This window comes from Paradesulfitobacterium aromaticivorans, from assembly GCF_054657415.1.
Genome location: NZ_BAAHYT010000010.1, coordinates 622,242 through 646,793 on the forward strand (window position 1 = coordinate 622,242; position 24,552 = coordinate 646,793).

General features: G+C 44.8%; 21 protein-coding genes and 1 pseudogene. 3 read left to right on the forward strand and 19 right to left on the reverse strand.

The window, feature by feature from the left end; genetic code table 11:
- Positions 1-69: 69 nt before the first annotated feature.
- The 6 genes from ACYQ2N_RS08490 to ACYQ2N_RS08515 all read right to left on the reverse strand — a co-directional run bounded on the left by ACYQ2N_RS08490 (position 70) and on the right by ACYQ2N_RS08515 (position 9,391).
- Positions 70-3,297 (reverse strand): DEAD/DEAH box helicase, encoded by a 3,228-nt coding sequence (locus ACYQ2N_RS08490; RefSeq protein WP_459998794.1) that lies wholly within the window; start codon positions 3,295-3,297, stop codon positions 70-72.
- A gap of 9 nt (positions 3,298-3,306) precedes the next feature.
- Entirely contained in the window at positions 3,307-3,693 is a 387-nt protein-coding gene (gene mutT / locus ACYQ2N_RS08495) for an 8-oxo-dGTP diphosphatase MutT (protein WP_460000492.1), read from the reverse strand.
- Positions 3,694-3,905: 212 nt separating this feature from the next.
- Positions 3,906-4,727 (reverse strand): SMODS domain-containing nucleotidyltransferase, encoded by an 822-nt coding sequence (locus ACYQ2N_RS08500; protein WP_459998795.1) that lies wholly within the window; start codon positions 4,725-4,727, stop codon positions 3,906-3,908.
- Positions 4,724-5,287, reverse strand: a complete 564-nt coding sequence (locus ACYQ2N_RS08505; RefSeq protein ID WP_459998796.1) for an SLATT domain-containing protein — start codon at positions 5,285-5,287, stop codon at positions 4,724-4,726. Before ACYQ2N_RS08505 ends, ACYQ2N_RS08500 begins: the two co-directional genes overlap by 4 nt.
- A gap of 265 nt (positions 5,288-5,552) precedes the next feature.
- Positions 5,553-7,406, reverse strand: a complete 1,854-nt coding sequence (locus tag ACYQ2N_RS08510; protein ID WP_459998798.1) for a UvrD-helicase domain-containing protein — start codon at positions 7,404-7,406, stop codon at positions 5,553-5,555.
- Entirely contained in the window at positions 7,403-9,391 is a 1,989-nt protein-coding gene (locus ACYQ2N_RS08515) for an ATP-dependent nuclease (RefSeq protein ID WP_459998800.1), read from the reverse strand. The genes ACYQ2N_RS08510 and ACYQ2N_RS08515 overlap by 4 nt, the downstream gene beginning before the upstream one ends.
- 303 nt (positions 9,392-9,694) lie before the next feature.
- Between ACYQ2N_RS08515 and ACYQ2N_RS08520 the strand changes: the two genes are divergently transcribed.
- Positions 9,695-10,927 (forward strand): IS110 family RNA-guided transposase, encoded by a 1,233-nt coding sequence (locus ACYQ2N_RS08520; protein WP_459998801.1) that lies wholly within the window; start codon positions 9,695-9,697, stop codon positions 10,925-10,927.
- A 15-nt stretch (positions 10,928-10,942) separates the two neighbouring features.
- On the opposite strand, the gene ACYQ2N_RS08525 is transcribed toward ACYQ2N_RS08520, so the two are convergent.
- From ACYQ2N_RS08525 to ACYQ2N_RS08535, 3 genes are all read right to left on the reverse strand, one after another.
- The gene (locus tag ACYQ2N_RS08525) at positions 10,943-11,089 is read right to left on the reverse strand and encodes a hypothetical protein (protein WP_459998803.1); all 147 of its coding nucleotides are present in this window, start codon (positions 11,087-11,089) and stop codon (positions 10,943-10,945) included.
- 43 nt (positions 11,090-11,132) lie between these two features.
- Positions 11,133-13,013 carry a DEAD/DEAH box helicase gene (locus ACYQ2N_RS08530; protein WP_488199459.1) on the reverse strand — a complete coding sequence of 627 codons (1,881 nt, stop codon included), beginning with the start codon at positions 13,011-13,013 and terminating at the stop codon, positions 11,133-11,135.
- A gap of 400 nt (positions 13,014-13,413) precedes the next feature.
- Positions 13,414-13,734 carry a nucleoside triphosphate pyrophosphohydrolase gene (locus ACYQ2N_RS08535; RefSeq protein ID WP_459998804.1) on the reverse strand — a complete coding sequence of 107 codons (321 nt, stop codon included), beginning with the start codon at positions 13,732-13,734 and terminating at the stop codon, positions 13,414-13,416.
- Positions 13,735-13,905: 171 nt separating this feature from the next.
- Here ACYQ2N_RS08535 and ACYQ2N_RS08540 point away from each other — a divergent pair, with 171 nt between their 5' ends.
- Positions 13,906-15,243 (forward strand): plasmid pRiA4b ORF-3 family protein, encoded by a 1,338-nt coding sequence (locus tag ACYQ2N_RS08540; RefSeq protein ID WP_459998806.1) that lies wholly within the window; start codon positions 13,906-13,908, stop codon positions 15,241-15,243.
- A 78-nt stretch (positions 15,244-15,321) separates the two neighbouring features.
- On the opposite strand, the gene ACYQ2N_RS08545 is transcribed toward ACYQ2N_RS08540, so the two are convergent.
- The 4 genes from ACYQ2N_RS08545 to ACYQ2N_RS08560 all read right to left on the reverse strand — a co-directional run bounded on the left by ACYQ2N_RS08545 (position 15,322) and on the right by ACYQ2N_RS08560 (position 18,158).
- Entirely contained in the window at positions 15,322-15,705 is a 384-nt protein-coding gene (locus ACYQ2N_RS08545) for an aspartyl protease family protein (protein ID WP_459998807.1), read from the reverse strand.
- A 2-nt stretch (positions 15,706-15,707) separates the two neighbouring features.
- Complete coding sequence (locus tag ACYQ2N_RS08550; protein ID WP_459998808.1) at positions 15,708-15,953, reverse strand: hypothetical protein; 246 nt, start codon at positions 15,951-15,953, stop codon at positions 15,708-15,710.
- 191 nt (positions 15,954-16,144) lie between these two features.
- Positions 16,145-16,960, reverse strand: coding sequence for an NAD(+) diphosphatase (nudC, locus tag ACYQ2N_RS08555; protein ID WP_459998809.1), 816 nt, complete (start codon positions 16,958-16,960; stop codon positions 16,145-16,147).
- A 13-nt stretch (positions 16,961-16,973) separates the two neighbouring features.
- Entirely contained in the window at positions 16,974-18,158 is a 1,185-nt protein-coding gene (locus tag ACYQ2N_RS08560; protein ID WP_460000493.1) for a pyridoxal phosphate-dependent aminotransferase, read from the reverse strand.
- Between the two features lie 392 nt (positions 18,159-18,550).
- Here ACYQ2N_RS08560 and ACYQ2N_RS08565 point away from each other — a divergent pair, with 392 nt between their 5' ends.
- Positions 18,551-19,687 carry an aldo/keto reductase gene (locus ACYQ2N_RS08565; protein WP_459998810.1) on the forward strand — a complete coding sequence of 379 codons (1,137 nt, stop codon included), beginning with the start codon at positions 18,551-18,553 and terminating at the stop codon, positions 19,685-19,687.
- Between the two features lie 191 nt (positions 19,688-19,878).
- Here the strand turns inward: ACYQ2N_RS08565 and ACYQ2N_RS08570 are convergent, their stop codons facing one another.
- The 6 genes and pseudogenes from ACYQ2N_RS08570 to ACYQ2N_RS08595 all read right to left on the reverse strand — a co-directional run bounded on the left by ACYQ2N_RS08570 (position 19,879) and on the right by ACYQ2N_RS08595 (position 24,489).
- Entirely contained in the window at positions 19,879-20,661 is a 783-nt protein-coding gene (locus ACYQ2N_RS08570) for an enoyl-CoA hydratase/isomerase family protein (RefSeq protein WP_459998812.1), read from the reverse strand.
- A 406-nt stretch (positions 20,662-21,067) separates the two neighbouring features.
- Entirely contained in the window at positions 21,068-21,406 is a 339-nt protein-coding gene (locus ACYQ2N_RS08575; protein WP_459998813.1) for a P-II family nitrogen regulator, read from the reverse strand.
- Between the two features lie 56 nt (positions 21,407-21,462).
- A pseudogene (locus tag ACYQ2N_RS08580) lies at positions 21,463-21,882 on the reverse strand (ammonium transporter); the annotation flags it as partial.
- A gap of 141 nt (positions 21,883-22,023) precedes the next feature.
- On the reverse strand, positions 22,024-23,115 hold the full coding sequence (locus tag ACYQ2N_RS08585; RefSeq protein WP_459998814.1) for an FUSC family protein: 1,092 nt from the start codon (positions 23,113-23,115) through the stop codon (positions 22,024-22,026).
- 50 nt (positions 23,116-23,165) lie between these two features.
- Entirely contained in the window at positions 23,166-23,732 is a 567-nt protein-coding gene (locus ACYQ2N_RS08590; protein WP_459998816.1) for a nitroreductase family protein, read from the reverse strand.
- 319 nt (positions 23,733-24,051) lie between these two features.
- Entirely contained in the window at positions 24,052-24,489 is a 438-nt protein-coding gene (locus tag ACYQ2N_RS08595; RefSeq protein ID WP_459998818.1) for a hypothetical protein, read from the reverse strand.
- Positions 24,490-24,552: the final 63 nt, after the last annotated feature.

Consider the following 24,552-nt stretch of genomic DNA (forward strand, 5'->3'; position numbering starts at 1 on the left):
ATAAAATACCGAACCATTTCATTTGGTCCAACGCGTCTATGTAAAAAATGTGACATCCATAAAATATCATTACACTTTAACAGTCTTTTGCATCACGAACCCGGGCAAAGGCTGCTTCATCTTCCAAACAATACTGATAGGAGCAGAGCCATAGTGACTTTGATAATCGGCAAGTCCAATACAAGTATATGGCGATGTAAAGGATGCCTCCTTATTGTACTCTCTAACGAAAAATAAAACATTCCCACCATTGGTTGATTGGTTGATATACCTCTGTCCTGTCACAGATTCCTCAGTCGTTCTGCTCTGGGACTGCCAGTGAAACAACTCCTCATTAATGGAATAATCCTGATACATCGTCGAGGGTGAATAATCTTTTTCCGACTTGTTCAAGGTCACGAAAAACACGTCCAGGTTCTTCTCCGGTAAATATAGTACACCTTCTCGAAAATGGCTCCTCTTCTTTTCCGTATGTTTCCCAAGAGCAACCAAAATTTGATCAAATGTATATGAGCAATATAAATCCAGGGGATACTCCTGCCCAAATCTGTCCAAGGGCTTATCAACAAAATCTATTTTCATATGTTGATATTCCAGTAAATCCATCAGTTCATCATAAAGCAAGGTTTCGTCAATAGCCCAATATATGGCCTCATCAATAGAATTAAATCTATTTCCGAGATCATCCAGCCCCTTACCCCATATCGTATAATAAAACATCGTAAGCATAGTTCTTTCCACCGGTGGCAAATGCTGCAATACAGCGCCTTTCCCTGTCTGGATCTGGGGTAAGATAGTCTGGATAAAACGAATCCAGCGCCTGGAATTGGCCAAAGACAGTCTGCCAAGCGCAGAAGAGATCAGCCTTTCCCTTTCTTGAGACACCTTATATCCTCCGAGCAATCCAGCCTGAACCGCCAATCCCACCACAGTAATCTTCTTGCTATACACATCTTGTGGGTTTACGTGGTAAACCTCAAAAAACTCCCTGACTTTAAGCTCGCCTTTAATTTCCATGAAATCATGGAGCTTGCTAATCAGGTTTCGTTTATTGTTAATCGCATTTCTGATGTTCACCAAAATATATTCCTGGGCCTGCTTTTCTAATTGGATTGAGCATCCTCTGGGCACATTGGCGAAACCGGTCTTAATTTCATGCTCTACCGTTTTTCGAGTTCTTGATAACAATGCCTTGAACCGGTCTTCAAAAGAATACTTTTGGTGTGCCTGTCCCACAAAATCTAAAACCGTTAATGCTTCTTTACCATCGCATAATCTTAACCCACGTCCCAACTGTTGCACAAATACCGTCAAACTTTCCGTAGGGCGCAGGAAGAGAACAGTATTTACCTCTGGAATATCTATCCCTTCGTTATAGATATCCACAACAAATACAACATTGATTTCCTTAGTGACAAGGCGGCGTTTCACGCTATCCCTGACTTCATCATCAGATTCCGCAATGAGAAATTCCGAGGCGATACCTGATTTATTGAAGATATTGGACATGAATTCCGCATGCTTTTTGGTTACACAAAAGCCAATTCCAACGATGTCTGAACGGTCTAGGCAATATCTCTCAATAGCGTTAATGATATTCCCTACGCGTTTGACAGCGACAGCTTGCTCAAAAACAAAAAGGTTTTCAATTTCCCCCTCATCATATTTACCGCCAACCCAGCGAACCTGACTTAGATCAACATTGTCAGTCACGCCAAAATAATGGAAAGGGCTGAGCAGCTTTCTTTCAATCGCTTCCCATAACCTGATTTCGGCCGCAACCCTGCCATTGAAATAGGAAAAAATGCTGCGTCCATCTGCTCTTTCCGGTGTAGCAGTCAGTCCCAGCAGCACCTTCGGCTTATAATAATCCAAAAGTTCTTGGTAAGATGGCGCAGCCGCATGATGGAATTCATCAATCACAATATAATCATAAAAATCAGGGGTTGTAATCTCCGTAAGTTCTTTGGAGTTAAAGGATTGGATGGATACAAACAAATGGTCAAACCTGTCGGGCTTTATTCCACCGACCATCATGGAACCAAAATTCAGGTCCTTAAGTATACCTCGAAAGCAGGCAAGACTCTGACTTAAAATTTCCTTCCGATGGGCGACAAAGAGCAATTTGTTAGGCCTGTTCAGATTTGACCGGCAAAAGTCCCGGTAATCAAACGCGGCAATAACCGTCTTACCCGTACCGGTTGCAGCAACGACAAGGTTCCGGAAAGAGTTATGAACTTCCCTTTCCGCTTTCAATTTCTCGAGAATTTCCTGCTGATAATAATAAGGTTTAATATCAAAGTTAAAAGCAATTATATCTTCATCCTGACTGGTTTTTCGCTCCGATTTTAAAGCTTGGCGCAAACGCTCGGAATCAATCTGTGGAACATATGGTGAAAACTCCGGATTATTCCAATACCCTTCAAAAGTAGCCCGGATTTTCTCCAGAATATCCCCTGAGTCATATTGAGATAACTTGATATTCCATTCCAATCCGCTGGTCATGGCTGACTCAGATATGTTTGACGATCCAATATAAACGGTACTAAATCCGGTATCCCGCCAAAAAACATAGGTCTTGGCATGAAGACGAGTCCGTTCCGTATCATAAGAAATATGGATTTCAGTATTAGCAAGTTTACTGAGCTGCTCGATCGCTTTAAAATCGGTGGCGCCAAGATATGATGTCGTGATCACCCTTAGTTTGCCACCATGAGCTGTAAACTGAGTAAGTTCATTGATAATCAACCTTAAGCCACTCCACTTTATAAATGAAACAAGAAAATCAATCCTATGGCTGCTTAAGATTTCTTTTTTGAGTTCGGAAACCATGCTTGGTTCATGAACCGCACCGGTAAAGAGGGAATTTTCCGAAATAGACGTGTCCGGTCTAACTACTTTTTCGGAATCCCCAAATGCTGATTGGATGTTCGCTTTTTTGTCAACCAGGGATAACAACATCTGAGCATCCTGCCGGATGAGGAAACTCTTAACCCTCTTCAGGGTAGCTTCATCATTTTTAAAACTGAAGCTCCCTTTTCGAATAGATTCAATAATATACTGCAAAATACTGTTACAAAAATTAACCCGGTCTCTAACGATGGTATCCCCATCATCGATATAATCAAAAATCTCACGTAAGATTCTGGTAAGGTATTCTGCCAGAATTTTAGAAGACTCAGCCGAATCCAGCGGCTGAGTATCTTTTATGACAAGCTCCTGATCAATTCTATTTAGGTTATCATTAATGATCCCATTAATAATTTGCTCATATAAGCCATAGACAATTCTCGACATGCTCCACCTCTAACCAATAACCTTCTTCAGCTTTTCCACCAGTGGAATATCCGCCGGGGCAAAGTCATATAAATCCAACTCATTGTGATCAGCCCACACGATATTACTGTGGACTTTCAAAATGATATCACCTGAAACCCACTTGCACCAAAAAGCTATCAATTTGATTTTCCCGCTATTATACGCATAGATGCTTTCACCGAAAAAATCCAAGACATCTATGTCAACTTCTAATTCTTCTCTTATTTCACGTTTTAAGCATTCCTGCGGAGTCTCTCCAGGTTCAATTTTACCACCCGGGAACTCCCATTTGCCTGCTAATTTATCATCAGGTGCCCGTTGGGCAATGAGTACTCTATTGTCCTTGAAGATAATTGCGGCTGATACATCCTTCATGATTTTCAATCCTTTGTTTTGCTTCTGAACCATAAATACTCGTAATACTCTGCTATATGCAAAAATATGGATAATGTGCAGTTCACAATATAATGGGAAGTCTAACCATTCCGAGTTAAATAATGTGACTAAATTTTTCTTTCCAAACATTCTTGTAATAAACATGATGGAAACACATGATTGATTATTTCGCAGTCGAATAATCTTTACAATCATTCAGCAATATACTTTAAAACTTTTTTCAAACATTCAAGACTATTGCTTGTTTCCACTGTCTGACCGCTTCCTGGAGCCGTCAAAGAGAATGACGGCCAGAACATTGTTCTTTGATTTAGACAATCAAGCAAAAAACGTTCATAATCACCTTGTGCAGAGGTCGAAGCTTCACCGCCAGACAGCCACCTCCAGTTTCCCATTACCGTATAAACAAAGCTGTCTATCACGATTCCCGACAGGTGATAACTGCTGAAATAGTTATCTCTGACACTCCGAAAATGCTTGCAAGTATCATAGAGCAAACCGTTACTGCTGTTGTTTTTTTGCTTCATTGCGTCTTGTTCAGCTTTCGGATTTGTGGATCGCCAATTGCCGCCCATATTTGAATCGGGATACTTGTATGTACCGTCCCATTGACCGAACCAGTCGACATTTTTGAACGCAGGGAGTATCTCAAACCGCATACCATCGCTAAAATCGATTTTTACCACCTGACCATCAGCCCTGACGTCGCTACGAGAATAGGCGGTCTGTATTGCACTCCGAACCGCCTGCAACAGACGTGATTGCCCGTTGCCTCTTGCAAAATCGTAACGGTTATATTCGCTTTCTGGCAATTCGACCAAAATATCAAGGTCGCTCGTGTCGATGGCCGTTCCGCGCCCATAGGAGCCAACATAAAGGCTGTTTTGTGTTTCGCTCTGGCTGTTCCAAAACTCATGGTTTATCGCCCGTGTCAGAGTACGATAACGTGTTGATATAATGCTTCTAGTATCTCTCGGAATAATCTCACCATGTTTTGAAACTGGTAAACTCATCGTGTTTCATCTCCCTTTCTCAACTCAACAGGAAGAACGCGGTCAATTTCCGCATCCGAAAACGTATTATCCTGCGTAACATTCAACGCTTCTCTTGCCATTTCTACTGCCTTATTAGTAGTGTTCGGAGCATCAGCATATACTTTATCAAGCTGATGAACTGTACTCTCATATTTTTCATACAAAACATCCGGATCATCTTTCTGCAAACGGATTTGCAAAAGCAGCAATTTCAGATCATCTCTTACCGCCAGCAAAGTATTTGCTGCTGACTTATGTTGGCTTACCATTGTCTGCAAATCAAATGATTTAAAAAAAGCACTCACAAAAACAGAAACAAAAGAAATGAGTGCAGAAACCAGCTTGATCCACAATTGATCCGTAAAAATCAAAGATACCACACCGACTGATGTCAATGAAGCTGAGGCAATTTTGGCTGTTTCCATCCTCTTAAACCTACCAGCATAAATATCTGCTTGTTTTTCTTGAATTTTATGTGACCAAACCACACTACCAAGAGTATCTCTTACCGATGACTCTATTTTATCATAATTGCCCACTATCATTATCACTCCTATTCGCATTCACATCTAACGACTCAAGTGTTGTTCCTTTTTATGCCCTTATGAAAATCAAATTAAAACGCCATTATTAATTACCCATTATCGCTATAACAAGAACGTTATAGAACTTCCAATTATTAGCCTAACGGGAAGTAAGTATTAACTACCCTCAACACGATAACAATTTGCCTCCGAACAATATAATCGTGCAAGTCGGGGCAAATTTATTGCAGACCATGTCCATGCAATGGAAGGCTCCCTCTCACTTCTCACCGCAGAAATCGCGTTTCCGAACTCCAGCGGGAGTAAGAAGGTTTTCAATCCAAACTACTGGCTGACCTCGTTCTATGCACAACGTGAAGAAGGTCCTTTGACTCGCACGGGTAAAAGCTACGAAGAAGGAGTTCAGTTCCTCTATGCGGTCTGGTCTGAGGCTCCACCAGGTCTGATTGTCGAGGCCACAAAAGATTATCGTGTGGAATTCAAGGCCCTTGCTCTTGTGGATCGTCATGAGCGCGGTCTGACCTATTCCCTCAAATTCATCGAGTGAACCTGACCACGTATCAGCATGTGCGAGGCACTCCTGTAGAAGCAGCAGGAACCCGTTCCAAACACGATCAAAATCATACTGACGCTGATAGGAAGGAAATGCTCGGCGGAGGACTTGAGCCCCAATGAAGTCGAGGGCAGCACGCGCGGATTCGGTTGCAGAGTCTGGTATGGGTTCAAGGCGCCGCATTATCCGTCGAATCTCGCGGACAAACACTTGAAGGCGCTGCTGCAGACGCTGCAGCCCAGCCTCATCAGTGGAATCAATCGCTTCGAGAAACTGCAAGTCCTGCAGGGCGGCGTTCCAGTTCTCGGGGCTTCTTTCTGTTGCGCCAAGGCGCAGCAGACGCAACAGTATCTGCGTCAGATCTTCACCTAGCAGATCCTGGATCGCGATGTCGCCCACATTGCGGGCGACGTTTCGCAACCTGAGGCCACGAGTTTCGAATGCGGGTGAAAGCTGGCTCTCCACTGAATCAGCGCGCATACGCACGAGAATGGCTAGGTCCTGCGGCTCGACATTGCCCGACTGTACCTCGCTCTCGATCCACTGTGCTAGGTAATCGCTTTCCTTATCCTTGCTCGCAAACTCCCAGATTGCCGCAACGTCACCGTCAACCAGCCGGTCGGCGCGGGCCTCTGACTCCTCGACGGTGTGATCAATCCTGCTCGCGATGACATGCTGAATTCGGACAAGATCCTCATGCGAGCGCCAGTTGGAGATCAGTGAGACCCTTTGTGAGCTGAAATGCTGCTCGAACTGAGCGAAAGCATCTGGCATAGCTCCCGCCCACACCATGATACGCTGCTTGTCATCCCCCACGGCTGTGAAGATAGCCTCGCTTCCATTGAACGTGGTATGCAGAAGCTGAAACTGGGCAAAGGTTGTATCCTGAAACTCATCGAGAAACACGACTGGATATGTGAGATGCAGGGCTTTGAGGATCGACGGGTTCTCTCGAATCAGCAATTCAACGAGCCGGTTGAGCATCGGAAACGACAGCGGAACATGGTCATAGTCGTTGTATTGGGCGCGCCAATATAACGCGACCGCGCGCTGGAGCTCCGAGCCTGCATGGGCGATCGGCAATCGCGCCCTAGCTATCGTACGCTCGAGTTGTTGGGCGTTCACACCGAGGAAATTGTGGACATTTAGAAAATCCTCGTAGTCCTCCCTGCGCGGTGTCACGATCCGATAGTCGGCTGGAGGACAGTAGGGTTCTGGAATCGCCGCGCGAAAGCGGTCTACAAGGCTTTTTGCGAATGCATCAAAGGTATAGGAGTTGAAGCGCCGAGCTTGCTCAGGCGGACAGCGCTTCGCTACCCGTTCTGCAAGATTGCGGGCTGCATCACGCTTAAAACTGATGGCGAGTATTCGTTTCGGCGCAGCGCACAAGCCGGTCTGTAGAAGGTAAGTTGCCTTCTGCGCTAAAAACTCCGTTTTTCCCGCCCCTGCCCCTGCGGTAACAAGAACACTTTGCGTCGTTTGCCTCAGCGCCTCCCAAGCTCGTGGCTCGAGATCGGCGATCCCTTGCGGCCTCCAGTCTTCGGGTCGGATTAAGCTCATTCATTACCCTCCTCTAAGCCGAGTGCGCTCTTCACATGCTCGATCAACGCTATCAACTCGGGAGGCGCATTTTCGGCGAGGTCGTCATCTTCGATGCGTGCAAGTGCAGAGATATGCGTTTCAGGCTTACTTCGGTTCAGAAACAGGTACGGATACCACTTGAACTCGTCGTCATAATCATCATTGTATAACTCGGAATCGCCACCGGTTTTCAGGGTAACGGCTTTCTTGTCGCGAATCGCGTCGGCTCCACCGCGCGGTCCGTGCCCTCCGGGATTGGAATGCTGATATGCATCTGGGAAAGCGCTCAACATCGCGAAATCAATATCCAGAGGAAATGAGAAGAATATTCCTTCCTCTTCAAGCGCTTTCAGCCAGTCATTGTCCTCACCCTCATCCAATAGGTCGCTGTCCTCTATGTCGCCCACCTCGGTGGGATCAATTGTGCCAGCTTCGACTAAAGCATTCTGGCTGAGATCATTGTCGATCTCCCCCAACTTAGAGACTACATCGGCAATCAGGGCGGCTCCGCCGTGCGCCCTTCCAAGATCAAGATCAAGTAGAGTCGCGTGAGGGATGCGAAGATCACTGAGAAGTTTCCAGAAATGGCTGACGTATCTTCCGCCCAAAGGTACGATCGGCACGAAGGATGGATCAAGCTGAACACCCATGGCTTCAGCTATCCTTGGAATTACTATACGCTCAGAGTCACCCTCGCCTAGAACGACGAAACGGGCAAAGTAGATCTCCGGATAAGCCCTGATGGCGAGGCGGACATACTGGCTGACTTCTTCATTGCCCTCCGGTAGCGTAAGTCTCCGAACATAGGCGCGTCGCACTTCACGGTTAAGCCGAAAATAGCGCACTTCTTCTGGCTCTATACGACTGAGAATCGCTGGTGAATGGCTTGACAGCGCGACCTGAGCCGATGACAGAGCGCCAAGCTCCCGCGCCTGCGCGACGATGCGGGAGAGGAAGAAGGGTGAGAGGCTATTCTCGGGTTCTTCAATAGCAAGAAATGTGAGACTCGTCCGCCGCAACTTTTCCTGGTCAAATGAACTCCCATCGGCAGGCTGCGCGAAAACGTCCTTCTCGACTTCCAAGGTCGCTGCCGTGAGCGCGATATGGAAGATGGAACGCTGACCATCGCTGAGATCTGCGAGCGGACGCTCCTGTCCAGCCTCGTCTGGAAAGAAAGCGAACTCGGCCTTGCGAACTAGCTCCTCGAACCGACTTTCGACCAGGCGCAGGAAGGGCATAGTGTCCGTGCCCGCTTCGTGAACCTGCTTCCAACGCCTGGCAAGTCGCTCACTCACAAAGCGCGAAGGTTCCTCGCGCTCGAACTGTTCTTGAATCGCTTGGGCGCTTGTCGCGGTTTCATCCCGAAACCGTTCGGACCATTTCGCGGCCTGCCACAAGCGGCCCTTAAGCAAGGCAGTCACCTGCCCCACGGCGTCACGGGCAGCCGGGACATAAATGAACTGGATGGAGCCGCGCTCCACTGCCTGGACCCGGTTGCAGTCGTCCCATTCGAAATCGTTATTGAGCGTAGTAATCCACCGAAGATCTTCTTCAATGCTGCCTTCCGGCGTACCGTCGTCGATCCATGTCGCCTGCAACCTCATCCTTGCCTTAAGTGGAGCGCCCGGAGCGGAAGCGGCCATCTGAAGGAAAAACTCCGGAACCGCGTCCGCGGCGGCATCTTCATCAAGACCTTCTAGCTCTGGAAAGGAGAAAATTACCTCGATAAAAAGATTCGCCCCTGACTGAAGTTCCTGCTGGTCGGCAGGCAGGTGGAAATCCTGGCGCCGCATGGTGCGCTGAGCGGGCATGACACCGAAAAGACGTGACAGCGCCTGGAAGACAGCCGTCTTGCCGCTGCCATTGTTGCCAACGAATGCGGTGACGCAGCTTTTCAACTTGATTTTAGTCTCTCTCGAACCAAAGCAGCGGAAATTCTTTATGGAAACCTTTTCGATCTTCATTGCCTGAATTCCTCATCTTTCGTATCCTAATTGAAGGCGGACGTGAAGGTTAAAACCCAGAACTGCGCATTATAGACCCCCATGTGGCACCCTGTGCCACACCATCAAATGAATGAAAACGATGGCTAAAATGACATACTTTTACTACGGCATAAGGTCGAAATGTCTTGGTGCGTCTGAGCCCGATATTATAGACTGATTAAGGCTTCCTGCTTGCACCACAAATTGTTGCCATGAGCACGCAGGGTAGATTAATGCTTTACAGGAAGTCCGACGTAAATTTAAATCATTGGAGGTCTTTCAATGAATGTTATTTACGAGCGCTGTTGTGGTATGGATATTCACAAGAACACGATCGCAGCCTGTCTAATTACAGGCAGAAAGAAGGAGATTAGAACCTTCAGTACGATGACTTCATCGCTTCTAGGACTTATTGACTGGTTGAAGAGCGTTGAGTGTCAATGTGTTGCCATGGAGGCAACCGGATCATACTGGAAACCAATCTACAATCTATTAGAAATGGAGGGGATACCTACTTTAGTTGTGAATGCACAACATATTAAAGCTGTACCTGGTCGAAAAACCGATGTTAAAGACTCAGAATGGATTGCTGATTTGCTTCGTCACGGCCTACTAAACGGCAGTTTTATTCCCAAGCGTGAGCAGCGTGAACTCAAAGAGCTTGTTCGTTATCGCAGAAGTATGGTGCAGGAGCGCGCCAGAGAGTTGAACCGCATCCAGAAAGTGCTTGAGGGCGCGAATATCAAGTTAGCTTCTGTTGTTAGCGACATCGATGGTAAATCATCCCGTCGAATGCTTGATATGCTCGTATCTGGCTGTACTGACGTTCAATCTATGGCAGATAAAGCGCTCAGACAAATGCGTAAGAAAATACCTCAAATTGAAGAAGCGCTTCACGGATTTATGGGCGATCATCAAAGGACAATGTTACGTCTAATGCTCAAGCATATTGATAATCTTGATGAACAAGTCCTTTCACTCGATCAAGAAATCCAAGAAAGAATGAAACCTGTCAATGATCAAGTGTCTCTTATCGACTCTATTCCTGGAGTTGGTGAACGTAGCGCGCAAGTCATCATTGCTGAAATTGGCATCAACATGAATCAGTTTCCATCAGCTTCACATCTTGCTTCCTGGGCTGGCCTTTGCCCCGGCAACAACGAGAGTGCAGGCAAACGCAAAAACGGTAAAACGCGCAAAGGCAGCGACATACTTAGGGCTACACTGATGGAATGTGCTAAAGTAGCCGGACATCTGAATAACACATATTTCAGTGCCCAGTACAAAAGAATCGCAGCTAGACGCGGCATTAACCGTGCTACGGTAGCTGTAGCTCATGCCATTCTCAAAGCAGCGTACTACATGCTCAAAGACGACACACCATACAAAGAACTAGGACCAGATTTCTTTGAACTACGCCGGAAAGCGGAGATCGTTAAGAAATCCGTAAAGAGACTTGAAACACTCGGATTTACCGTTACTATTGAACAGGGCGTTAACTCCAGTACAGCTTAGTCACAAATTAAATACTCAAAGGCCTAATTCATGTTTTTCAAGCATCCACTTGAGTATAGCTGGATTTTTTTGTTTTTTTGGCCCTAGTAGTCTGTTTTCAGGATAGACATTAAATTCGGTAAACAAATCCAGTGTATCTGCTTGATGAAGCTTCCCGCTCACCTACTAACTCCTTCGGACCTAAAAAACGCTCAAAATCTTTTAATTAAACTTCCGGCAACCTTTTTATATAATACTCCTCCAATCTCCCGTCGCAGTGCCCAACAATCCATTCCTTTTCCTCCTGCGACAACTTCTTAAATACATGCCTATTAAACTCAACATACTCGATTTCCCTGCACCTACTCATAAATCGCATATCCTCAAACCGCTTAAACGGATTGGCGAAGATATTTCTTTCAACATCCTTTTTGGTATATCCATCCTTACAGAAAATACTGGATTTATTCTCCACGACCAGGCCTTTTTCTTTTCTGGCACTGTAAAAATCCATAAAGTAATTCACAATATCCGAAACCTTTACCCTGCCGTTTTCATCAACATGTTCTATCATTGCTTTGAGCAGAACCGGTTTGTAGGAAAAGCTCATATCCATGGTCTTGACCATGTCCATGAACTTGTCTTTCATATTGGCAGCGTTGATAATATCCCAACCATACTGCTTTGCATATTTCTTCACCGTGTCTTCCCTGAAGTATTTGAAACTCCGTCTATCTCCAAACGGAACCTCAAGGTCCGGTTCAACCTTACCTTCGCGGATATACCTTTCGATAGTTTCCGATTGCACATCCACCATCCGCACGAACTCCAGCTGGGATATCATATCTTTGACTTCATCCTGCCAGTTGAACAGGTCAATCAGCTCATAATCTGAGACAGCAACCGGGAAGTCCAGCAATACCTGAGGTTTTTCCCCTTTGGCTATCAAGTCCCGGTCAAGCTCAAACTGGTGCTGTGGAGCAACGACATATTGTCCCGCCTTGTATTCCTTAAGGTTAAAAATCCTATGTAAAGAGTAAGGCATATTAAACATATTGGCATTATCGATGAAATCAAAGACCATCAGGAATTCTTTGCCCTTGCATTTGCGCATTCCTCTTCCAAGCTGCTGCAGATAGAGTGTTTTGGAGAGCGTGGGCCTGGCCATAAACAGAACTTCGGTTTGAGAACTGTCCCAGCCTTCATTTAAAAGGTCACAGGCACACAGAACATTGATGTCTCCATGCTCATACTGATCAAGTATTCTTGACCTTTCCGAAGACTTCATCGATCCTGAAACAGCCTCACATTTAATGCCGTTTTGTTTAAATATTCCGGAAATCTCACCGGCATGCCGGACCGAAGCACAGAAAACAACGGTTTTCTTGTCCTTGACACAATTCAGGTATGTTTCAGCGATGATTTTGTTTCTCTCGGGGACAAAGAGTTTGCTTTCCAGGTCCTGTGAGTAGTATTTAATGCCATTTATTCTGACCGTTGAGAGATCGACATTGGTCTTGACCCTAATACATCTGATGGGTACAAGTTCGCCGATTTCAACGGCTGTTTGCAAATCTAATTTATGGGCTACATTCTTAAACACTTCGAGCAGGTCTTCCCCATCTGCCCGGTCAGGAGTAGCTGTAAGCCCCAAAGTAAATTCCGGCTTAAAATAGCCCAGAATCTTCTTATAAGTATTGGCAGCTCCATGGTGGCATTCATCAATGATCACGTAGCCAAAATCATCCGGTCTGAACTCATCGATATTCTTGGCGACACTTTGAATGCTGGCACATACGACATAAGCATCCTTATCTTTCTGCTCAGCCACAAACAAGCCCGAATTGGCGTTATCCCATAAATCCTTAAAGGTTAGCTGGGCTTGAGTGATTAGTTCTTTAGTATGGGCCAGAAATAAGGTTCTGCGGCCCAGTCTTTTGGCATCACTTACGGCAGTAACTGTTTTGCCGGTGCCGGTTGCATGAAAAAGAAGCGCTATACTTTCCCCATGATCACGCATATTCTGCAGGCTTGATAAAGCAGATTGCTGGTGCTCTCTCAGCTCAATGATCTTACCTTTCTGCTTGGGCAGATAATCCTCCAGCATTTTAAATAATGGTATTTCCCCGATAAAAGTACTCAGTTCATCCTTAATCTTCTCCGGTTGGTTCTTTAACTGGTTATAAACCCACCGGTAAACCTTCCAGTTTTGATAGATAAGGCTATTCTGCTTGGTCAGATCATCATAATATTTATTGTAGGAAACCTTGTAAGGGTTGTGGTAGGTTTCGCCATCAATTTCGATAGCAATCTTTACGTCTTCACTTTCCAGAGCGAAGTCGATAAAGCGTCTGTTCCCATAAATGTCTGTAAACGGATATTGAAGAAAAAGATACTGTGACTTATCCGGACCAAAGGTATCACAAAATAATTCTACAAAAAATCTTCGGCCGCACTGTTTAGACTTCCACTCTGCTTATACTTAACTGGCAACTTGCTTCAACCCCTCAACCGTCGATGACTTCCTTAAGCAACAGTTTTCCTTTGAAAGCGCCTCTCTCAGTGATCTTCTGCTGCCTGATTGACTCAAAGTCTTGTAATGATACGTTCTTACAGTCCAATATGGCATAGACCACTTCAACCAAATCGGCCAGTTCTTCAACACTTTGGCTGTCTAAATATTCCTGAAGTTCCTCACCCAATTTAGCATGTAACAGTTGCAGATACTCCTCTCCGGAGACCTCTTCTATAACTGCTTGTTTCCCGCTTTGTCTGATGATTTGCGGAATTCTATCACGAATGAGTTTATTGTAGATTTTGATATTCATCGTTTTCACCGGACCCTTTACGTGAAAATTTCATTTGCTCTTTCCATTTGACAAAGTCTCACAATAAGATGAATTCTGCACTTATATGTTAAACCCTGCCAGATAACTCGATTTATTTTGGACAAACCTCATCAGTGACTGCTACAATATATCTCGAGGTGAAAACAACATATGAGCAACATCACGATTACGGAACAGGATATCCAGGTGACTCTTCACGATTTTGAAGTATTATGTCATTATCTGGACGAGCACCGGCCTAAGCTTACCCCAGCCCGACAAGAGCTTGGGAAAAAAGATTGCTTTGCCCTCAACAAGTTACTTTCCCGGCCGCGGGATATGGGTGGTCCCAACTACCTTCAACCCAGTTATCCAACAATTAATCTGTTCTTTTTCATCATCATGACAACCGGTTTGTATAATACGCAAAACGGCAAAGGTGACAGTTTGTTTTTGGCACCTTCGCCAAGGCTGGAAAAATACAGGTCTTTAAGTGCATTCGACAAGTATATGTTTCTCTTTAAGACCTATTGGTCCAAATTGGATTTTGAGGAATTGTATTGTGATTCCATGACCATGTTTCACCATTTCATGTACACAAAATTGGCCTTCGAAGCGTTAGCCGGTGCTGAATCCGATGTACGAATTTTTGCTGATGTAGAAAATTTCAATGAAGGATATGATCCCCTTAATCCCATCCATAAGTTGTTTGTCGGAGCCGGCTTAGTTGTTCATCACTTGAGTGTTTTTGGATTCTGGAAATACGAAGAAGCTTATATTCCGGATTTCCATAGATCCAAGAAGGACATCGATGTCAAAGCCATCACCCCGACACCCCTGGGCATCGCGATGATTAATGCTTGTCGCCGGCGCCCGTACGAAATTTATAACGATTCGAGGAATGACCACTATGTAGACTCAAACTGGAACGATGATCACATCATTACCCTTGCAGCCAAAATGGGTGTAAAACGGCCCCTAGCCACAACAAAAAAAGAGCCCTTTGAACAGGCCTTTGCCGGATTCTTACCGGAGGGAGCTCTCAATGTTAATGCCATAGACAGCGTGGTGGGGCAAGGGAAAGCACCTGTGACAACAGGTGACGGAAGAAGCGTCTTTGTTTTCAAAGTTTCCCTTAACGGTAGGACCTGGCGAAAAATAAAGATCGCATCCGCTCACACCCTCCACCATCTGCATCTGGCTATACAGGATGCTTTTGCTTTGGACGATGACCACCTCTATGCCTTTTTTATGGACGGAAAACCCTGGTCCCAAAACGCTTACTGGGACAAGGAAGACGACAAACAGCCCAGCGCCGACAAAGCGGTCCTCAAAAAGCTGGAGCTTGAACAAGGAACTCGATTTTTATACCTTTTTGACTTCGGGGACGAGTGGAAATTTACAGTCCAATTGGAAGAAATCCTTGATGCCCCGGCTCCGCTTAAACCTATGGTGATCGAGAAAAAAGGAAAAGATCCTGAACAGTATCCGGACTGGGATTATGATTGAATCTCGATATCTATCTGCCCGACCCTATCTTTCCAGAGTAATTAATAATGGGTGCCGATTATTTCCGGAGACCATTGCTTATGTTCCTTCGTATAGCAGCATATTTTTAATATCTATTACAGCACCGACCCTAGACAGCAAGTCCATTTCCAAAAGTCCGTTGATCCTACCTGCAGTATCTATTACACTAAAATCTATATTGCATTTATTAACCTTAAATGGACCAAATTCAATATTGTCAACCATCTTGACAAAGGCATATTGCTTACCGCCTACGCCAACACTGGTAACAATCTGGTCGTCATCTTCAAATTCCAAACCTAACTCCCGAACGGAGTCCGGCGAGAGAATTGAATGTGTCGCACCGGTGTCGATAACCACGTTCATAATTACTCCCGTCCTACCCTGGAAAGTTAGCAGTAAATTTGTAAACAACAAGCCATCGCGACAATCAATCACCATCCTCATATACTCCCCCTAAAACCGGGGTTCCTCCTGATCTCCAATTCCATCTTCGCGTTACGGGTATGATAGACTAATGTATCACCCCTACTTCTCATAAGCTCTGCGGTCGCTTCTTTTGGATCGGATATGCTGCGAATTACGGCAACCTCGTCCACTTTTTCCACATTCTCCTCGACAGTAGATTTAATTATTTTCACCTGCACATACTGATTCGGGCAAAGCTTTCTAACTTCTTCCCATTTCATGATGCCTGCCTCCTTCCATTTATATCTCTTGCCAACATTATATCAGATTCTCAAAATTTGCTCCCCTCAAGATCCATCGAAAGTCGCTATTTCGGCCTGGGTGGAGATATCCGTATAAATCAAGAGTTGTTAAAATTATCACGGAAAATAATGAAGCTGCCACTGGGTAGATAATATCCCTGGCTGTTAAATTATGATTTTATTTGGACAAACCAATCTATTAATTGCCGGGCTATACTTCCGATGCCAGGTATCAGTGGGAGTTGCTCCACGGAAAACCACCCTGCGTCCACGATTTCATTTTTATCAATAATTATGTCCCCACTAGCATACTCAGCTGTAAAACCTACCATTAGAGAATCCGGGAAGGGCCAAGGCTGGCTGCCAAAATATTTAATGTTTTTAACTTTCAGACCCACTTCCTCTTCTACTTCCCTTTGCACACACTCTTCAAATGTTTCCCCTGGCTCCACAAAACCAGCTAAAACACTATAGAAATCTGCTTGAAAACGGCTCCCCTTAGCTAACAAAATCTCGCGTCCCCTGGTAATTGCCACAATAATCGCTGGGGAAATCCGCGGATAGTTAACAAACCCACAAGAAGGACAAAGCTTAGCCCTTTCATCCATCTTATTTTCTGTCTGTGCTCCGCACTGGCTGCAATATTGATGAGTACGATCCCAATGTAAAATATGACTTGCTTTACCTGCTAAGAAAAACAAATCATCGGGGATCTTACCGAGTAACCGCCTTAAGTCGTAAAATGACATACCTTCCGGTGCGACCGTGTCCGGGGTAAGTTCAGCAACGTAACAAGAACGCCCTTCCACTCGATCAAGATATTGACTTCTGATCAGCTTCTTGCTTAACTTATACAAATCAATCTCTGGCAAAGTAAATTGCACTTTATCTTTTTTTGAAAGAAGAATTCTATTTCCTTTAAACAACAACCAATATGCCGTTACGTCTCCATCAGCTTTGCAACTGAGTCCTGGTTCAAAAAACATTAGTTATCCTCTTTCATTTACACTCTTCAATCAAAGCCTTAAAGCCCGGTAATGCTCCTTGAATGGTCTTATTCGCAACACAATAAGCGATTCGAACATAGCCTGGGCAACCAAAGGCAGAGCCAGGTACAATAAGAATATTTTTCTTCTTGGCCTGATTGCAGAATTCCACATCATCCGCGATTGGCGACTTAACAAACATGTAAAATGCACCTTCAGGTTTAATACATTGATAACCGTAGGATGAGAGCCCATTATAGAGAAGTTCTCGATTTCGGTTATAAGTGTCAATATCCACTTTTGCATCTAAGCACTTAGCAACAACACGTTGAAATAACGACGGAGCGTTTACGTAACCAAGAATTCGGGTCGCGATATTCGCTGCTGCGATAACATTCTCAAAATCAGCTGCATCGTCCGGAATCACTAAATAGCCTATTCTTTCTCCGGGTAGCGATAGGGATTTGCTAAACGAGTACCCGACTATCGTGTTTGCATAATACTTTGTAAGATAAGGCACTTCGGCATTATCATAAACAAGTTCCCGGTACGGCTCATCAGAAATCAGATATATTTCTGTCCCAAATTCCTTTTGCTTCTCTCTCAGTATTCCAGAGAGTTTGATTATGGTTTCTTCCGAATAGATAACTCCCGTTGGATTGTTAGGGGAATTTATGATAACTGCTTTAGTTTTTGGTGTCAGCTTCTCTTTAAACTCTTCAAGATTAGGCTGGAAATCGATTGTGTTTGGGGAAACTACAACCAATTCACCCTCATAGTTTGTTACATAACCTCTGTATTCTCCGAAAAAGGGTGCGAAAGCGATAACCTCATCCTTGGGGTTAAGCAACGTTTTAAAAATAACGTTTAATCCACCTGCTGCGCCAACGGTCATGATAATGTTATTGTGAGTAAAAGAAGTACCGAATTTTTCATTGATAGACTCTGCGACAATATTTCTTACATCTTCATAACCTGAATTGTTCATATACCCATGAATGGCCATTGCGCCTTCACTATTTAGAATTTCTATAATTGCTTTTTTTACCTCTTCAGGTGGTTCAACATTTGGATTTCCAAGGCTGAAATCGAATACATGTTCCGCTCCGTAAATTGCTGCTAATTTTTTGCCTTCCTCAAACATGGCCCGAATAAGAGAACTACCTTCCACCTGCTTTTGCATTTGTTTTGATATCATAATGATCAACCTTTCTTTATATAACTTTTCCACTATAATATAGCTAGGGCTTGCTAGCAAAAATCATCATCCTTAACAATACTAGGATCTGCTTCCAAAAGGCTGTAAGCCGCCAAGGCAATTTGTACCGTTGTCCGTGAATGACAGTCTATCTTTCTTTTTCGCCAAACTCCTCGCTTTTCCTTCCAGTGACCCCAAGTGTTTCATTACATTTACCTTGACAATAACTCATAAAAACATTTCATTTTGCCAATTTTTCCCTTATTCATTTATGAACAAGAGTCTTACTATCATATTGCCATATTTAATCTAAATACGTATAAAAATACCATTGCACAAATACAACATTTGCTCCACGCACGAAAATGCTCGCTACGAAAGGAGAAGCAAGTATGCTCTACCGCAAATTTGGTCAACTTGATTTCCATCTATCCGCTCTGGGCTTTGGCTGTATGCGTTTGCCAATTCTTAACAAGGATCAGAGTAACATCAACGAAGCAGAGGCTATTCGAATGATTCGTTATGCGATCGATCAAGGCGTCAATTATATTGACACTGCGTATTTCTATCATAATGGCCAAAGTGAGATCGTAGTTGGCAAGGCCCTTAAGGAAGGGTACAGGGAAAAGGTAAAACTGGCAACTAAGCTACCCGTAGGCAGAGTACAAACTTATGCAGATTTTGATCGCTTCCTTAACGAGCAACTTCAGAAACTGGATACCGGTTACATCGATTTTTATCTGATGCACGGTCTAAACCGACGTACTTGGGATAACATCAGGCAGCTTGGTTTTGAACGATTCCTTGAGCAAGCTCTGGTCAATGGCCGGATCCGTTATGTCGGTTTTTCTTTCCATGATGAGTACCCTGTTTTTACTGAGATTATTGATGCTTACCCCTGGACTTTCTGCCAGATACAATATAATTATATGGATACCCATATTCAGGCAGGGACGGCAGGATTAAAATATGCTGCAGCCAAAGGATTAGCAGTGGTGGTCATGGAACCTATCAAAGGTGGGAAATTGGCGAAAAATCCCCCGCCGGCAATCCAGAATATTTGGGACAAATCACCGGTTAAACGCTCTCCGGCGGCCTGGGCTTTGCGCTGGGTCTGGAATCATCCGGAGGTCTCCGTGGTATTGAGTGGTATGAGCACTATGGACCAGGTGGAAGAGAACTTGCGTACTGTTGAGACGGCAAAACCAAACTCTTTGGATGAAGCTGACCTTTCTCTTATCGAGCAGGTTAAAACTATTTACAATTCTTTGACCAAAATTGATTGTACCGCTTGTGGTTATTGCCAGCCATGCCCTTCAGGGGTTGAAATTCCCCGTAACTTTTCCCTCTTTAATGAGGCTCATACTTATAATGATTTTTCTGCTTCGCGATTTGCTTACAAACAGTTCTTCCAGGGAAACAGCCGTGCTTCAGCATGTACGGAGTGTGGACAGTGCGAGGATCTTTGTCCACAGCACTTAAATATCCGCGAACACCTCAAAGAAGTTGATACTGCTTTTGGTGAATGAACCTGCTTAAGCGTGCTATTCACTTCAAGCACTTAAAAAGCACACCGGCCTTTCTATGGCGGTGTGCTTCTTATTGACTAATTTGGAAACTATAGCTCAAAGCCTATATAAAACTCTGAAGGGACAACTGAAGACTCCACCATTAATTAAGGCTATTGAAGAATTAGGTATTAAAAAACTTGATCGCAATCCTATCTTCCAGTGAAAACGGGTTTTCTCTTTTCAAGAAAGGCGGTGACCGCTTCGCGTAAATCCTCTGTACCACAGCAATACGTCGATTGTGCCTGTTCAAAAAATAATCCTGCTTCCACACTACTTTCATTGGCCAAATTGATACCTTTTTTAGCAAAACGCATGCCGGCTGACGGGAAACCCGCCATTTTTAGGGCAAGCTTCAGTGCACGCTCATTCAGCTCTTCTTTTGTAACGAGGATTTCGATAAGGCCTATTCGCAAAGCCTCTGCGGCATCGATTTCTTCACATCCCATAATCAGGCGTTTGGCTTGGCCGATACCGACCAAATGCGTTAAGCGGGTCGTCCCCCCCATATCAGGAGCTAGGCCAAAGCGCACTTCGGGAATAGAAAATTTGGCATTATCCGCTGCGATGCGAATATCGCAACCGAGAATTAGCTCCGTGCCAGAACCATAGCAAAGGCCTTGAACCGCAGCGATGACTGGTATTGGTAAGCGTTGCCAGAAAGAATAAAGGTTCTGCAGCCATACCAAGTTATCCATAATGAATTCCGTAGTGACACCTTTCAAGAAATTGAGGTCCAAGCCGGCCGAGAAATTGTCGCCATTGGCGTTGATGACGATTCCGCCTAAGTCGCGGTCACAACTGATCTCCTTTTGTATTTCTTCTAACTCATGCAGAAAATCCATGCCAACTACATTAAATCCCTTGGCATTATCCAAAGTGATAATTCCTATTCTGGCATCCTTTGTATATCCTAGATGTTTTCCGTAGCTCATGCCCTCTCCTCCATCCTCGAGTTCAATTCCTGCCATCTTAAGCGGTTTCTCGTTGTAGCTTTTCTAGAGGGATTTTCCCCGGCAAGGAGAGCGGGGATGTAATGAGAATCAATAGTGGGAACATCCTAAAATTAGTTATTCTCTATTTCCCTACTAAACCCTTTCTTAATGTTTTAATATCTTATATTTTATTAAGGATACGGAGAAGGCCTATGTCCTTCGAGGCTATCTTCCAGGCCTCACTAAGGATAAACTCAAATTGGAGTTCGGGGAGTGCTCTTATAAGTAGGCAGCAAAGGGAGCCTTTTTAGCAAAGAAGGCTCCCTAAAATTTAATATCTATTTCCATAAACCGAAAGTTTGTTTGTCAAAATTCAACCTTATTAAACGTTCATCAGCGAAGTTTCCTACAAAGCGCTTTCTCCCGTTTCCCCTGTTCTGATCTTAACGGCATTCTCCACGGTAGAAACGAATATCTTACCATCTCCGATTTCGCCGGTTTTTGCCGTTTCGGAAATAATCCGGATAATCTCTTCTACAGCCTTATCTGGAATGACCACTTCAATTTTCACTTTTGGCAGTAAATACACGGAATACTCGACACCTCTGTACACCTGAGTATGTCCCCTCTGATTCCCGCAACCGATAACTTGGCTCACGGTCAGCCCATTAACCCCAAATTTGTCAAGGGCATCTTTGACACTATCGAGCTTGCCCGGTCGAATGATCGCATCAATTTTCTTCATAAATCATTCCTCCTGAACTAAAATACCTGTATTTATCTTCAGGCACACACCCTTTATCATTTGCCTCCAAATTGAACAGTTGAAGGACCCGTCTTCATCGTGAATCCGGGATAGGCCTCAATGCCATGCTCACCGATATCCAAGCCAAGCTCTTCCTCATCCTTGCTTACACGCAGCCCAATGGTTGCTTTCAGTATTCCAAAGAGGAGCAACGATGTCAAGACTGTCCAAACGAAAACAGCTCCAATGCCTATCAGCTGAGTAATCAACTGCTCCGTTCCACCTCCATAAAAGAGGCCGCCATCAACTGCGAAAAGTCCAACCATTGCAGTTCCATAAGCCCCACAAACACCATGTACGGAAATCGCTCCGACAGGATCATCGATTTTAAGAACTTTGTCAAATAATTCGACCGCAAGCACAATCAAGATACCTGCCCCCAAGCCGATGATAGCCGCACCGGCCGGACTAACTGCAGCTGTGCCGGCAGGTGCCTACGAGAGTCTAAATCCTCTCATAGGCACCTTTGCCCCTTAAAACATAAAACGTCCTCAGGTTATCCCTGAGGACATCTTTAGCCTTAAACAACATAATCAATCGTTAACCATAGTTTAGCACTAATTCTGGGAAGCAACAAGATGGTTTTCAAATGAATATTGTATTTTCATTTTATAAATTGTCCGCAGGCGGCGACCTGCCCAGCGTATTTCCGTAGCAACCACCGCTATTTCCATCATGGCCCGCAGGTAAAATACCCCGCTTACTTTGCGCTGCCAAGCATCCATCACCTGATCGAACTCAGCCCAAAATTCCAGATCATATTCCATTGCTTCCGTCCTTTGGTTTTCATTCAGAGCGCGACTCACCCGCTTAAGCTGTACAGCCAATTTTTCCTTCCCAACCATCAGTAAATCCAGAATGGCCCGGAACTCCGGACTCATCCCATCCGTAGGCAGCGGAGAATCCGGGTCTTGGCGCCTTTTTACCCGCTGGGCGGTCATCTCATCGATGTTTTGGCCCCGCTCGATAAAACCCCGGCAGATTTCCAAAAGGCGTTCCCACAAGAGTGGGTTGTCTTCGGCAGTCAGCTCCTCCCGGGCATGATCGTACATCTCCATAAGCTCGTTCAGTTTATGCTCCAGTTGGACCGGCGGCTCCGGTTTAAACATTGTCAACTCAGCGGACGAAACAAATGTCACCAGGCTCTGGAGAAAATAGGACGAAGATTCCTGAAAGAGGTCCTGAAGTCCCTGCCAAAGCTTCGCTTTATAGGCCGGGGGCCTCAGGATACGGTTGACGGCCAGGGCCACAGCCAGTCCGACAAACACGGCCAAAGACCGGATACCTGCATGCATGAGAAATTGGTCCTTAGGAGCATCCAAGATGAAGACAATGGAAACTACGCCCAGAGTAATAGCGCCCGACCAGCCCAGGCGATTGCACAGCGCAATGATCAGGATCACGGCCATGCCAATGACCAACGGGCCGGTGCCGAAAATCATACCGAGCACGATGGCCAAAGCAACTCCTAATACATGCACCGCTATCTGCTGCCTGGCGTTGCGCAAGGCCTTGCCTACAGATGGCTGCATATTTACAACAGCGGTAATAGCCGCGAAGATGGCCGGTTCGATGCGCAAGAATTTACAGATAAGAATTGAAATGGCTACCGCTACGCCTGTTTTAATCGTCCGCGCCCCAATCGACAAACTTACCCATCCTTCCCCTGCGCGAGTTTCCTCATCGTGTCGACAGAATGCTAAAGTATCAAATCCTCCAGTTTGCGCTTAGGTACATGGTGAACACCCTGTTCATCCCGCCAGTACTTCACTTGGGCGGGGGCATCCATCTCCTCCAAGACCACGATTTCTTTCGGTTTCCCCACGGCCATAGCCAGGACGATCTCGTAATCGTCCGGCAGTTGAAGCTCGGATGCCAGCCGTGGACGGTCTATATTGTTGAATTGGCAGGCACCCAAACCCTTTTCTGTAAGTCCCAGCAGAATGGACTGGGCCGCCAGGCCGTGATCCCAGAAAAAAGTCTTGCTGATCCGCGTGTCATGAAGCATGACGATATAGGCGCTCGGCTTTTCCCCTTCTTCCGGCCCGTCCCAGTTGCTCAAATAGCCTGCCCACTTCAGGGTCTTGAAAATTCGCTCGTTTTTCTCCTTCTCATTGGACAACACATACTTCAAAGACTGCAAATTCCCCCCGGATGACGTCAGCCGGGCCAGGTTGATCACCTCTCGCAGAGTATCCAGCGCAACCTTCTCCTCTTGGTAAAACCTCCTATACGAACGGTTCTTGGTAATGAGATCAATGAGCATTGCTTATCCTCCCCACAAATTAGATATAGTTAAAACTATATTAAAGGACAAACCCGCACCACAAGTGCTGCGAAGTTTATACCTTTTTTTCAATAAATTCTTTCATATCCTGAAGGGTGTTAAATTTTAAGGAAGTTGCGATTACCTTAGCCGTTCCCTTTGCTACCATATCACGGTCTTTATGATAGTCGAATTTGCATGTTCGCCAGATTCCGTCCCTTCCTAAGCCGTAGAATAAATTCGAACCTTTATCCGCTTTCATATTCAAATGAATTAACAGCCGTTTAATGTCTCCGTGCGAAAATCTGATTGGCATTTTCTACATACCGATCGCTTTCTTGATCTTCTCTCGATCTCCATTACATCTTAAAAGCTTTAATAAATAGAGTTGCTTTAATTCAGACTCCACTTGCGCAAACATATCCAACTTTTGAATATAAATATTTAGGAATTCAACAATACTGGTTACTAGATCTTCAGTCGCATCATCAACTGAAGCACCCTCTCCGTAAAGGTCGATTTCCTGTAAGGCTATCGTATAAACTTGTAATTCTTCATCTTTTTCAGTTATTGGATGGAACCGCAACTCATTTAAGAGTCGATCGAGGTAAGAAGTCTTAATATGGGACACTTGGTCCTGCCCGCTGGTTGCATTAAAAGTAATAACCTCTATTCCTTTTAATACCAAATTATTAAGGTCAGAATAATATCTTTTAGTATCCCTAATATTATACCTCGGTACGGCGATAGCTTCCATTTTTAGCTTCCCCTTTCGAATTTCCATCAAAATCACTTCGCTTTTTATTATAAGTTAATGTAG